Origin of the sequence: Lysobacter soli, from assembly GCF_003382285.1 — a bacterium.
GTDB classification, from domain to species: domain Bacteria; phylum Pseudomonadota; class Gammaproteobacteria; order Xanthomonadales; family Xanthomonadaceae; genus Lysobacter_J; species Lysobacter_J soli.
On the sequence record NZ_QTJR01000001.1, the window covers coordinates 287,245 to 300,235 of the forward strand.

The 12,991-nt window shown below is 68.5% G+C and carries 8 protein-coding genes; 3 read left to right on the plus strand and 5 right to left on the minus strand.

What is annotated here, in order from left to right; translation table 11 throughout:
• Positions 1-13: 13 nt before the first annotated feature.
• On the minus strand, positions 14-631 hold the full coding sequence (pssA, locus tag DX912_RS01245; protein ID WP_115840639.1) for a CDP-diacylglycerol--serine O-phosphatidyltransferase: 618 nt from the start codon (positions 629-631) through the stop codon (positions 14-16).
• A 270-nt stretch (positions 632-901) separates the two neighbouring features.
• Positions 902-2,713 (minus strand): 3-hydroxybutyrate oligomer hydrolase family protein, encoded by a 1,812-nt coding sequence (locus tag DX912_RS01250; RefSeq protein ID WP_115840640.1) that lies wholly within the window; start codon positions 2,711-2,713, stop codon positions 902-904.
• A gap of 90 nt (positions 2,714-2,803) precedes the next feature.
• Between DX912_RS01250 and DX912_RS01255 the strand changes: the two genes are divergently transcribed.
• Positions 2,804-3,469 carry a response regulator transcription factor gene (locus tag DX912_RS01255; protein ID WP_115840641.1) on the plus strand — a complete coding sequence of 222 codons (666 nt, stop codon included), beginning with the start codon at positions 2,804-2,806 and terminating at the stop codon, positions 3,467-3,469.
• A gap of 15 nt (positions 3,470-3,484) precedes the next feature.
• Here DX912_RS01255 and DX912_RS01260 read toward each other — a convergent pair whose 3' ends face one another.
• The 3 genes from DX912_RS01260 to DX912_RS01270 all read right to left on the minus strand — a co-directional run bounded on the left by DX912_RS01260 (position 3,485) and on the right by DX912_RS01270 (position 10,150).
• Positions 3,485-3,796: a KGG domain-containing protein gene (locus tag DX912_RS01260; protein WP_115840642.1), complete on the minus strand. Its 312-nt coding sequence runs from the start codon at positions 3,794-3,796 to the stop codon at positions 3,485-3,487.
• A 259-nt stretch (positions 3,797-4,055) separates the two neighbouring features.
• A complete protein-coding gene (locus DX912_RS01265; protein ID WP_115840643.1) occupies positions 4,056-7,406 on the minus strand; it encodes a hybrid sensor histidine kinase/response regulator in 3,351 nt (1,116 codons plus the stop codon).
• A 497-nt stretch (positions 7,407-7,903) separates the two neighbouring features.
• A complete protein-coding gene (locus DX912_RS01270) occupies positions 7,904-10,150 on the minus strand; it encodes a TonB-dependent receptor (RefSeq protein ID WP_233433434.1) in 2,247 nt (748 codons plus the stop codon).
• 326 nt (positions 10,151-10,476) lie between these two features.
• Between DX912_RS01270 and DX912_RS01280 the strand changes: the two genes are divergently transcribed.
• Positions 10,477-11,874 (plus strand): GntP family permease, encoded by a 1,398-nt coding sequence (locus DX912_RS01280; RefSeq protein ID WP_115840645.1) that lies wholly within the window; start codon positions 10,477-10,479, stop codon positions 11,872-11,874.
• Positions 11,875-12,381: 507 nt separating this feature from the next.
• Positions 12,382-12,930 (plus strand): PAAR domain-containing protein, encoded by a 549-nt coding sequence (locus DX912_RS18285; RefSeq protein ID WP_181902657.1) that lies wholly within the window; start codon positions 12,382-12,384, stop codon positions 12,928-12,930.
• The last annotated feature ends 61 nt before the right edge of the window (positions 12,931-12,991 follow it).

Here is a 12,991-nt window from a genome sequence, read left to right on the forward strand (position 1 = left end):
CGACGGCGCCCGGTCAGGGCTTGGGGATGCGCAGCGTCTTGCTGATCATCAGCGAGCCGGAGAGCGCGAACATCAGCACCAGCGGATGGAACTGCCAGGGCCCCAGCTGCACCATGCCCAGCCACAGGTTCTCGCCGATGGCGCCCTGCGAGGCCGCCACGGCCAGCACGATCACCAGCAGCAGGCTGGTCGGGATCGGCGTGCCCTCGAAGTACTTCACCTTGTCGTCCTCGCCCGAGAGCGCTTCGGCGGTGACGTTGTAGCGCGCCAGGCGGCTAACGCCGCAGACGACGAAGTAGCTCAGCACGATCCAGTCCCAGCCGCCCTGCAGGCCGCACGCGTAGGCCAGCGCGGCCGGCGCGACGCCGAAGGAGATCACATCGGCGAGCGAATCGAGTTCGCGCCCGAGCGTGGACGCCGACTTGCGCCAGCGCGCGACACGGCCGTCGAGGGCATCGAAGATGAAGGCCAGCGGGATCAGCGCCATGCCGATGAGCAGGTCGTTCACCACGCCGTCCTGGAGGAAGCGCATCGCCGCGAAGATCGCGCCGGTGCCGCAGAAGGCGTTGCCCAGCGTAAACCAGTCGGCGAGATGGAACTCGCGCAACATCGAGAAATGGCGGCGCGGCATGCGGCGCTCCGTGATCGGTGAGGCCGCCAGCGTGCCAAATCGGGCGTGAAGCCAGCAAGAGGCGGCGTTGGCCCCTCTCCCGTCGGGAGAGGGGTTGGGGTGAGGGGCAACGGAGCGGCCGCGGCAAACAGTGTCGGCGGCGCAGCGCTGTGGTGTTGCTTGATCGATAAACCGCGAATGAGGATGGATTCCAGCTTTCGCTGGAATGACGAACCCGATATTGAGAGGTCATCAGCCCGAGTCCCGGCTTTTGCCGGGATGACGGACGAACTACCGCGGCATCGCGAGGTCCGAAGCGGTCAGCGCCTTCCCCACCCCGCGCGGCGTCGTCTCTATCACCGCATCGGTCGGGAGCGAGCCCGCGCCGTCCAGGTGCGCGTCCACCCGGTCCAGCGCTTCGTACACATACGGCAGCAGCGGCAGGTAGCGCGCGCCGTAGTCCGGCAGGCCGAGAAACGCATCGAAATGCTGCGCGTTGCGCACCTCCCAGTAACGCACGTCGCGACCTGCGGCCTTCGCCTGTCGCACGTACGGCGCACTGCTGAAGGCCGGCGGGATCAGCCCGTCGTCCGTTCCGTGGATCACCACCACCGGCAGCCCCTCGCGCGGCAGGCCGGCGCGCGTTTCGGCGACACCCTGCTTCACGCGTGCGGCATCGGCGTCGTTGCCGGTCCACATCGCGCGCAGGCACTGCAGCGTGGTAAGCGGCACGGTCGGGTTCTGTTCGACGATGTGGACGCCCGCGCCCGGCGGGATGCCGCTCGCGTCCGACCACCACGCCGCGCGTTCGGCGGCGGTAGCGGCACGCGGCGCGAAGTCCGTTCCCAGCGCGGCGTACCGATTGCCGCACGGCATGTCGCCGAAGCCATAGCGCCCGTACGCCGAGGCATAGGTGACGGCGACCGCGCGCCACAGGTCGAAGCCCACCGACAACGCGCCGGCACGCAGCGCCTGGTCGGTCCAGCCCGACGCCTTCATCGCCTCGTACGCCGAGCGCGCCTGCGCCACGGTGTCGTCGCCCTCGACGAGGCCGGCGGCCTTCAGCGCGGCGCAGCGCTGCGTCCACAGCGGCACCGACTGCGCGGTGAGAGGCGGCTGCGGCAGGTTCTGCAAGTGCAGCAGCGCGCACGGCATCAGCAGCGCCGCCTGCGTGGTGTAGTCGTACAGCGGTCGCGCGCCTTCGACGAACACGTTCGGCTCGCCCGCGACGACCGCGTCGAGCCAGTCGCCGTCCAGTGCCGCCGCACGCAGCACGGCACCGCCACCGTTGGAGATGCCGACCGCGATCACCCGCGTGTTGTCGAAGGTGAAAGGCGCCGCGGCGGGGAACGCTGCGTCCAGCGATTGCAGCGCGAACTGCGCCGCCTGCTTCACGTGGCGGCCCCAGTCGGCCTCGGGGTTGTCCTTCGAATGCGCGTGCTTGAACGCCACGCCGGACGTCGCGGTCGTTGCCGGATCGAACGCGAGCGGCTCACCACGTGCACCAACCGTGCCGTCCGCGCGCACGCCCTGCCCTGCGTCGAGGTCGAAGTAGTCCGTGCCCGCGCCCTTGTCGGTGTAAGCCACGGCGCAGCCCTTGGGGAGTCCCCATGCGCCGGCGACCGCGATCGAGCCGTAGATGCCGCGCGACCCCGACGAGGCGGTGACGACGACACAGCGTTTGCCCGTATCGAACGCATCGGGCACCTGCACCAGCACGCGGTGCGGCTGGTTCGCGCCGGCCACGGTCGCGAAGGCGCTGAATTCACGGCCGGCGATCGGCGCGATCGTCCCGTACAGCTCGCCATAGCCGCCGCCCGGCGCGAGATCGGCGATGCCGCGCCAGTTGCTCCAGAGCGCGCGCCGGCGCAGTTCCACCGGCGTCGGATGCCCGGCATCGGCGAAGGCCGGTGGCGTGAGCGCGCGCAATCCGGCAAGGCCGAGCCCGCCGCTGAGCAGGTCGTCGCCGCCGCGGTGATCGGTCGTGCGCGGTTGCGAGAACACCGGTGCGGCCTCCTTCGCGTTGCGCGGGCTCTGCGTGGCGCAGGCGGCCAGCGCGAGCGCGGCCCCTGCGACGGCGATGCGGACGGGCGTCAGGTTCATGCGGCGAGCCTAGCAATCCCATCCGCGTCGCCCATCGTACTTTCGTACCACCGCCGCGCCGGACGCACGGCCGCTTGCTAGGCTTGGCCGATGCCGAGCCTGCTTGTCGCCGACGACCATCCGCTGTTCCGCGCCGCCTTGCGCCAGGCGGCGATGGAGGCCGTTGCCGATGCCGAGATCCGCGAAGCCGGCAGCCTCGACGCCGTGCTCGCCGCGCTGGAAGCCGACGCCGGCATCGACCTGGTCCTGCTCGACCTGCACATGCCCGGCAACCACGGGCTGGCGGGGTTGGCGGCGATCCGCGCGCAGTACCCGGGTGTCGCGGTGGTGGTGGTGTCGGCGAACGACGACCCGCGCGTGGTGCGCCGCGCGCTCGATCACGGCGCGGCGGGTTACCTCCCCAAGAGCGCCGGACTGGACGAACTGCGCGATGCGATCCGCGCCGTGCTCGCGTGCGAGCAGTGGCTACCCGGTTCGCTGCGTGCGGCCGTAGCGCGCACGCAGAGCGACAGCAGCGATGCCGACCTCGCCGCGCGACTGGCCAGCCTGTCGCCGCAGCAGTTCCGCGTGCTGACGCTGGTGGCCGAAGGCCTGCTCAACAAGCAGATCGCCGATCGCCTCGACGTGCAGGAACGCACGGTCAAGGCGCACCTGTCGGCGATATTCGAACGCCTGCGCGTGCGCAATCGCACGCAGGCGAGCGTGGTGCTGCGCGAACTCGAACTGGCCGACCCGGCGCGACAGCTCGCGTCGTAGTCCGCGCAGGACGAATCAGGCGCCGTTCCCGCCATTGCGACCGTTGCCGCCTCCGTCGCGGCCATCGCGCGCGGCGCGGTTGCTGCCGCTCGCCTCGCCGCCCTTGCGACCGATGGCCGACATGTGTTCGCGGTCGCGGCTGACCGCTTCGCCGCCCTTGCGCCCGGCGACGCGCGCCTCGTCCGAACTGAATTCGTGCGCGCGCCCGCTCTCGTGCGCGGCCTTGCCGCCCTTGCTCGCGATCTCGCGCTGGCGGCCGGCATCCATCGATGCGAAACCGCGCTCGCTCTTGCCCTGTCGGTTTACCTGTGCGTGGTCGTTGGCCATGGTTGCGTCCTCTCGTGTGGGGTGGGCGCAGGCCCCGGAACCCGCCTGCACCGAGGAAAGGCGCAATTTCCATGCCATGACGCGCAAGCGGCCGATGACGCCGCGCGGCTCAAGGCCGGATGAAATTGCTTCAGGGAACAAAGCTGATGCGTGCGGCATGCGGCGCCGACAGGTGCGCCGGCGCAGGCTGTGCGGCATGTGACGAAGGCGCGGACATCCTTTCCGCCGATGCAGAACCGGCCTCAGGCGTGCAGAAATTTCACGACATCGCGACTTCGCGCGCGGCCAGCGCCCGGTCGAGCATGGACTTCAACGCCAGCGGCTTCACCGGTTTGGCCAGCAAAGAAAGGCCGGCCTCATGCACGGCACGGCGCACCTCTTCGCCGCGATCGGCGCTGAGGATCAGCGTCGGCCGCGCGCCGAATGCATCCGCCAATCGCCCGGCCAGGCGCACGCCGGTGTCGCCCTCGTCGAGGTGGTAGTCGAACAGCCACAACGCCGCCGGCGCGGTGCGCAACGCGACTCCGGCCTCGACGCCGTCGACGGCACAGACCACGTCGTATCCCCAGCGTTGGAGCACGCCGGCGAGCGCGTCCATCGCCAGCGGATCGTTGTCGACCAGCAGCACGCGCAGCGGGCCGCCGTCGTGCGCGGTCGCGTGCGACGTCGTCGTCGGGCGCGGCGCCAGCGGCACGCGCACCGAAAACACCGTGCCGGCGCCGAGTTCGCTTCGCAGCGCCAGCGGGGCGCCGAGCAACTGCGCGATGCGCTCGGCGATGGACAGTCCCAGCCCGAGTCCCTGCCCCGGCGCATCCTCGCCGCGGCGGAATTCCTCGAAGATCGCCGCCTGCTGCGCGGGGGCGATTCCCGGTCCCGTGTCGTGCACTTCGATGCGCAGTCCGTCGCCGTCGCGACGCACGCCGAAGAGCACGCTGCCCTGCGGCGTGTAGCGAACGGCATTGGCGAGGAAGTTCTGCAGCACGCGGCGCAGCAGTTGCGGGTCGCTGTGCGTCCACGCGCACGTGCCGACGAAGCGGAAGCGCAGGCCCTGCGCGGCGGCGATCGCACGGAACTCCGACGCGAGCGGTTCGAGCACGTCCCCCAGCGGGAACGCGCGCGGCTGCGGCTCCAGCCCACCCGCTTCCAGTCGCGACATGTCGAGCAGGCCGGTGAGCAGGTCGTTGGTCGAATCCAGCGCGCCGCCGATCTGCGCCACCGTCTCGCGCTGGCGCACGTCCAGCGGCTGCTGTGCCAGCGCATCGGCGAACAGCTGCGCGGCGTGCAGCGGCTGCATCAGGTCGTGGCCGATCGCGGCAAGGAAGCGGCTTTTGGCTTCGTTCGCGCGCTCGGCCTCGCGCTTGGCGACTTCCAGGTCCGCGGTGCGCTCGGCGACGCGCAGCTCCAGTGTTTCGTTCGCCATGATCAACCCGGCTTCTGCGCGACGGAACGCGGTGACGTCGGTGAAGGTGGCGACGAAACCGCCGCCGGGCATTGGATTGCCGCGGATTTCCACGATGCTGCCGTCGGGCAGCACGCGTTCGGACAGGTGCGGCGTGCCAGCACGCATGAACGCCAGGCGGCGTTCGAGCGCACGTTCGAGATCGCGTCCGTTCCAGCCGCGCGACGGCAGGCGTTGCAGCGCCCAGCGCGAGAGTTCGGCGATCGGCCGCCCGACCGTGAGCAGTTCGTCGGGAAAACCGAACAGCTCGGCGTAGCGGCGATTCCACGCGACCAGGCGCAGTTCGGCATCGACCACGCTGATGCCCTGGCTCATGTTGTGCAGCGCCGCTTCGAGCACGCGCTGGTTGAAGCGCAGGTCGGCGGAGGCTTCGCCGACGATGGCCGCGACGGTGTCGAGTTCCTGGCTGCCCGCGCGTCGAGCCGCATCGAGCAGCACGCGCGCCGAAGCCGAACCGAGCACGGCCGCGAGTTCGCGCTCGATGCCCGCTTCCACTGCCGCCGGCACCGCGCCGACGGCGGGGACGCCGTGCAGCAGTTGCTCGACGCGTTCGCGCGGTAGGAAGCGCAGGCCGGCGTCGCGTAGCGTGCGAAGGTCCAGCCCGCGTTGCGCGCGTCGCGGCGCTTCGCGTCGCCACATGGCCACGACGACGGTCGTCATCGTGCCGACGAACAGACTCGCGCCGACCGCACGGCCGAGGCGGCTCCAGCCCGTGAGGCCGAACAGACCGTCCGGCGCGAGCCAGCCCAGTTCGAACGGCCCGGCCACGATCCACGCCGGCACCGCGCCGCGGGCTTCGAACGTCAGCGGCAACAGCAGCACCCACGCCCAGGCCGCGAATCCCGCGACGATGCCGGCCACCGCCGCGCGCGGCGGCGTCTGCGGGCGCCATACCGCGAAGAACAGCGCCGGTGCGAGCGTCGCCAGCGCGGAGAACGACACCGCGCCGACGTCGGCCAGCGCGTCGCTGCCCGCGAGCAGCCGGCTGTACGCCCACGCCAGCAGCATGATCGCGACGATGCCGCTGCGGCGAAGCGCGATCACGCTGCCGCGAAGATCGCTTCCGTCGTTGCGCGACCACGCGCCGCGCAACAGGCCTGGCGCGAACCAGTGGTTGCCGATCATCAGGCTGAGCGTGAGCGTGCTCACCACGACCATGCCGGTCGCCGCGCTCAAACCGCCGAGGAACGCGAACAGCGCGAGCCCTTCCTGCCCGTGCGACAGTGGCAGCGCCAACACGAACAGGTCCGACGGCACGCCGGTGCCCGCGAGCAACGATTGCCCGGCCGTCGCGAGCGGGAGCACCGGCAACGCGATCAGCACCAGATACAGCGGGAATTGCCAGCGTGCGGTGCGCACGTCGCGCTCGTCGCGGCATTCGACCACGCCGACATGGAACTGGTGCGGCAGCACGAACATCGCCAGCGCGCCCAGCAGCACCAGCGGCGCGAAACCATCGGCACCGCGCGGCGGCAGTGGCGCCGCGGCGGCCTGCGGCAGATCACCCAGTCCGAACCAAACGAACGCGCCGAGCGCGAGCATCGCGGCGAGCTTGAACACCGACTCGAATGCCATCGCCAGCACGAGGCCGCGGTTGTGTTCGGCAGCGCTCGCGCGGCGCGTGCCGAACAGCATCGCGAACAGCGCCATCGCCAGCGCGACGTACAACGCGCTGTCCTGCCACGCCGGCCCGGCGGCGCCGTGCGAGCTGCGCGTGGTGAGCATCGCGAAACTCATCGCCACCGCCTTCAACTGCAGCGCGATGTACGGGATCAGGCCGAGCGCGGCGATCAGCGTGACCGTCGCGGCGAGCCACGCGTCCTTTCCCAGGCGCGTCGCGATGAGGTCGGCGAGCGACGTCGCGTTGGTCTCGCGCGAGAGCCGCACGAGTTTCACCATGAACGCGATCGCCAGGCCATACAGCAGGATCGCGCCGAGGAACGTCGGCGGCAGCGGCCAGCCGTAGCGCGCCGCCTGCGTCACGGTGCCGTAGAACGTCCATGAGGTGCAGTGCACCGCGAGCGAAAGCGCATACACGTGCCGCCACTGCCGCGCGAACACCGTCGGCCGCCGTTCGGCATACAGCGCCGTGCCGAACATCAGCGCCAGCCACGCCAGGCTGGCGACGGCGACGGTGGTGAAGCTCAGCATGGGCATGCGGCGGGGCTCATGGGCTGAGGATAGCGTTAGCCCCTCTCCCACCGGGAGAGGGGTTGGGGTGAGGGGCAACGGAGCGGAAGGGGTAACCCACCGTTGCGGTACAGCGCTGCGCTGTTGCCAACGCGAAGGGAAGCTCCGAGAGTCAGATGGGTTCCAGCTCTCGCTGGAATGACGGCGAGGATGCGGGAGGCATGACAGCCTGGGTCCCGGCCTTCGCCGGGATGACGCTGGAAAGGTGAGCCGACGAGATCACAGCCGTCGCAACGCAGGGCCCCTCTTCCTCCGGTGACCGAAGGGAGTGCAGACCGAGAGGGATTGGGGGTGAGGGGCAACGGAGCGTCAGTGTTCAACGCGCAGTGCAGCACTGCACTGACAGGTCGAACCATGACCCTCCGTTACCCCTCATCCGCCCTTCGGGCACCTTCTCCCGAAGGGAGAAGGAAGAATTGCTGCGGTCCGAGTACGCAAGGCGCACCCGGAATCCCGCATCAGAAGTCGTACCGCACCGCCAGGCTGTACTGCCGCGGCGCGCCGTAGAAGCCGGTGAGCACGCCCAGCGCCGCATTGAGGTTGTAGCCGGTGGTCCGGTATTCCTTGTCGGCGAGGTTCGTGCCCTGCAGCGAGAACGACCAGTTCTCGTCCAGGCGCCAGATCACGCCCGCGTTCACCAGGCCGTAGCCGTCCTGCGTGATCGGCTGCGCGCCGGTACGCACGATTTCCGTCGTCGCCACCACGTCGCTCTGGTAGCTGTAACCGACGCGCGCGGAGATGTCGCCGCCGTTGGACAAGGGCGTGCGCCATTCGACGTTCAGCGCACCCGAGAACTCCGGCGCGTTGGTGAATTCCTGTTCGTCGGCGATGTTGACGCCGGCGTACATGAACTCGTCGTACTTCGCATCCAGCCACGCGAAGTTGCCGCTGATCAGCCAGTGCTTCGTCGGCAGCCACTGGTATTCCACTTCCACGCCTTCCACCGTGCCGGAACCGGCATTGGTGAAGTCGCCGAAGAACGCGTCGTTCGTGCCGTCGCCGTTGCTGTCGTAGGCGGTGAACACCGACAGCTGGATGTCCTTGTACTTGTTGTGGAACGCAGCGAGGTTCAGGAACAGCGTCTGGTCCAGCAACCCCATCTTCGTGCCGATTTCATAGCTGTCGACCGACTCGTCGTCGAACGGCTCGGCCGAACGCGGCACCGCGGTGGCCTGCGCGCGGATGTTGTAGCCGCCCGACTTGAAGCCGCGCGATGCGAGGCCGTAGACCATGATGTCCGGCGTGACCTGGTAATCCAGCGACACCTTCGGCGAGGTGTTCTGGAAGCCGATGCGCTTGTCGAAGTTGGCGGCGATCGGCGTCGGGTTGTTCGCGGCGCAGCGCACCGCCAGCGTGCTGAAGGTCGCGTCGGTATAGCAGCGGTTGAGCACGACCGCGTGCTTGCGCTCGTCGGTGTAACGCGCGCCGACATCGAGCTTGAGCTTCTCGGTCAGGTCGAACGTCCAGTCCGCGTACAGCGCCCACTGGTCGGTGTAGACCGTGCCCTGCGTGTCGCCGAAGGAGGCGTTGAAGAAGTTGTTCAGCACCTGCCCGCCGGCCCAGCCGTCGAAGAAATACAGGCCGACCACGCCGCGGCTGCGGCCGCCGGCGTCGTAGTTCACCTGCAGTTCGTTGGTGACCTGCTCGTCGCTGTAGAACGCCTTCACGTCGGCGATCTTGTTGGGCAGCGTGTCGAAGTCGATGTTCGTCTCGGTGTCGGACTCGCGCTTGGCGAGGATGTACTTCACCGCCCAGTCGTCGTTCACGCGCCAGTTGACGGTGGCCGATGCGCCCTTCATCTCGGTGTCGTTGACGTTGGGCATGCCGCTGCGGATGTCGTAGCGATCGTCCAGCGGCGCGAAACCCGGCGCGAAGCGGTTCGGCGCGAGCATCTTCGCGCCGCGCACGCCGGACTGGTCGTCCATCCAGTCGAAGGCGAACTGGATGTCGAGGTTGTCGCTGACGTACGCACCCAGCTGGCCGCGCGCCGCGAGGATTTCCTTGTCGCTCACCGGCTGGCCGTTGGTGAGGTTCTCGCCATAGCCGTCGCGGTTGAGGCTGGCTACGGCGAGGCGACCGCGCAGTGCGCCATCGCCGACCGAACCGCTGGCCGCGGCGCGCACGTCGAGCTGGTTGTAGTTGCCGACGGTGACCGATGCCTGACCGTCCGGGTCGACGCTCAGACCGCGCGAGATGTATTTGATCGCGCCGCCGATGGTGTTCTTGCCGTACAGCGTACCCTGCGGGCCGCGCAGCACTTCCACGCGCTCCACGTCGAACACGTCGAGCAGCGCGCCCTGCGGACGGGCGATGTAGACATCGTCCATGTAGATGCCCACGCCGGGGTCCACGCCCCACAGCGGGTCGGACTGGCCGACGCCGCGGATGTAGGCGGTGATCGTGCTGGACGAGCCGCGCGCGGCGTAGATCGTCAGGTTCGGAACCTGCGCATCGAGGTCGCTGAGATCCTCGACGTTGAGCTGATCCAGCGCGTCGGCGGTGAACGCCGTGACCGCGACCGGCACTTCCTGCAGCGTCTCCTCGCGCTTTCGCGCGGTGACGGTGACGCCGCTCAGCGTGGTGGTTTCCTCGCCCTGCGCGGCGGCCGTGGTGTCCTGCGCCTGCGCGGCCGGGGCCAGCAGCGCGGCGGTGATGGCCATGCCGATGGCGATGCTCAATCCGGTGCGGTTGCTGTTGTGCTTCATGTCGACGCTCCTCCCCCAACTCGTTCAAGGACGCCCACCCCGTATTGCAGGCGGACGAAATGGACGACGGCCCTCCCCGTCATGGAGGCAAGCCTAGAGCGCAAGGTCCAAAGACCGCTCCTGTACCTTCGGACAATGCCGGCCACCCACCGCCGCGCCGAGACTTGCCCCATCGCCCTGGTTCGTCATTCCCGCGAAGGCGGGAATCCAACTGTCCCCTCCATCACCGCCTTCGAATGGCGTGACGCACCGGACACATGGATCCCCGCCTGCGCGGGGATGACGGCACGGGTTGCGGTCTGGACTGAATGATCCCGGGGACTTCGATGGCATTTCTGATCGTGCTGGCCGCGCTGTGCTTTTTGATGTTCGTCGCGTATCGCGGCTACAGCGTGATCCTGTTCGCGCCGGTGGCGGCGCTGGGCGCGGTGCTGCTGACCGATCCGTCGCTGGTCGCGCCGATGTTCACCGGCCTGTTCATGGACAAGATGGTCGGCTTCCTGAAGCTGTATTTCCCGGTGTTCCTGCTCGGCGCGATCTTCGGGAAGCTCATCGAGCTGTCGGGTTTTTCGAAGTCGATAGTCACCGCCACCATCGGCCTGTTCGGCGCGCAGCGCGCGATGCTGTCGATCGTCGTGGTCTGCGCGCTGCTGACCTACGGCGGCGTCTCGCTGTTCGTGGTGGTCTTCGCGGTGTATCCGTTCGCGGCGGAGCTGTTCCGCCAGAGCGACATCCCCAAGCGCCTGATTCCGGGCACCATCGCGCTGGGCGCGTTCACCTTCACCATGGACGCGCTGCCGGGCACGCCGCAGATCCAGAACATCATTCCCACCACGTTCTTCGGCACGAACACGTGGGCCGCACCGGTGCTGGGCACGATCGGCGGGATCTTCATCCTCGTCGTGGGCCTGGCTTACCTGGACTGGCGCCGCCGCACCGCTCGCGCGAACGGCGAAGGCTACGGCACGTCGCTGGTGAACGAACCGGCGGCGTTTTCCGGCCAGACGCTCGCGCATCCGCTCATCGCGATCGCGCCGCTGGTGCTGGTAGGCGTGGCGAACAAGGTGCTGACGTCGGTCATTCCGCGCTTCTACGGCGAGAGCCACAGCTTCGATCCGGCGGTCATCGGCAGCGCGGCGCCGGTGGTGCAGGAGGTCGCGAAGTTCGCCGCGATCTGGGCCGTCCTCGGCGCGCTGCTGATCGGCATCGCCACCGTGTTGCTCTTCGCGTGGAAGCCGGTGATGACCAGCTTCGCGGAAGGCACGAAGACGGCCATCGGCGGCGCGTTGCTCGCGGCGATGAATACCGCGTCGGAATACGGCTTCGGCGCGGTGATCGCGGCGTTGCCGGGGTTCCTCGTCGTGGCGAATGCGCTGGGCGCGATCCCGAATCCGCTGGTCAACCAGGCCGTCACCGTGACGGCGCTCGCCGGCATCACCGGCTCGGCGTCGGGCGGCATGAGCATCGCGCTCGCGGCGATGGCGGAGACCTTCATCGCGAACGCCAACGCCGCCGGCATTCCAATGGAAGTATTGCACCGCGTCGCCTCGATGGCCTCCGGCGGCATGGACACCCTGCCCCACAACGGCGCCGTGATCACCTTGCTGGCGGTCACCGGCCTCACGCATCGCCAGGCGTACAAGGACATCTTCGCGATCACGGTGATCAAGACGATCGCGGTGTTCGTGGTGATCGGCGTGTTCTATGCGACGGGCTGGGTATAAGCCCGTGGTTAGCCCCCCTCCCTGCGGCGACCGAAGGGATTGCAGAGCTAGAGGGCCGAGTGTGAGCCCTGCTTTAGCCCCTCTCCCTGCGGGAGAGGGGTTGGGGTGAGGGGCAACGGAGCGGCGCCCTGAATTCTCGCGTTCGCCGCACAACGCTACGGTTCTAGCTCTTGTAGCCCGGGCAAGCGAAGCGCACCCGGGAGCTGTCACGCTCGACCCGGGTGCGCTTCGCTTACCCGGGCTACAAACGCTGGCCGCTTAAAGCCAGCCGTTGATGCCCTGTAACACCCCAACGCAAAGTTTCGCCGCACCCCGCCCCCTCGAAACATTCCCAATGCGCCCGCCATCCTGCGGGTGGCAGTGTCGGTATCGGTCACATACCGATCCAGCACGGAGCAACGGGAATGAACGAAGCAGGACAGGCAGTCAGTGCGAAGCGCGCCGCCGCCACACGCCACACGCTAGCCGACAAGGTGAGCGGCCACCCCATCTTCGAGGCCGCTTGAGATGGCCGCCCGATACTTCATCGTGCTGGGCGACCCCACCACGGGCGGCGGCGAAGCAGTCGAAGGCTATTCGGGATGGAAGGTGGAATGCCAGGACGGCACGTCACGAGGTGTCGTTCGCGTGGGCGACCGGGTGGTATGCGGACAATGTGGCCCGACCACGGCTGTCGAGGGCTACCCGTTCGCATTCGTCCCGGACGCCTTGCTAGCTTACGACGATTGCAGGCTTGCCTGCGGACACAAGCTGATCTCGAAGATGCAGCGATTGTTCTCGTGGGACGACCCGAGTCCGTCCACCAGAACATCTAGCTCTGAAAGCGGGCGGACCGTCACGCGGTTTGCAACCGCTGCCGGCAATGCATCCATGTTCGACGAAGCTTTCATCCTGCGGTCGAAGGCCACAGGCCGCCCGCTTGCCAACCGACGCTACCGCATAACCAGGGACAGCGGCGTCGAGTCGGGAGTCACCGACGAGAACGGAGCGACACACCTCGTCGTGTCCGACTCCATCGAGGACTTGGTCATTCACCTTCAAGAGGAGGGGCCGTGAGCAGATTCGTTCCAGTCGGGCAATCAACTACAACGCCAAGTTCAAAGACGCAGAGGGCTGA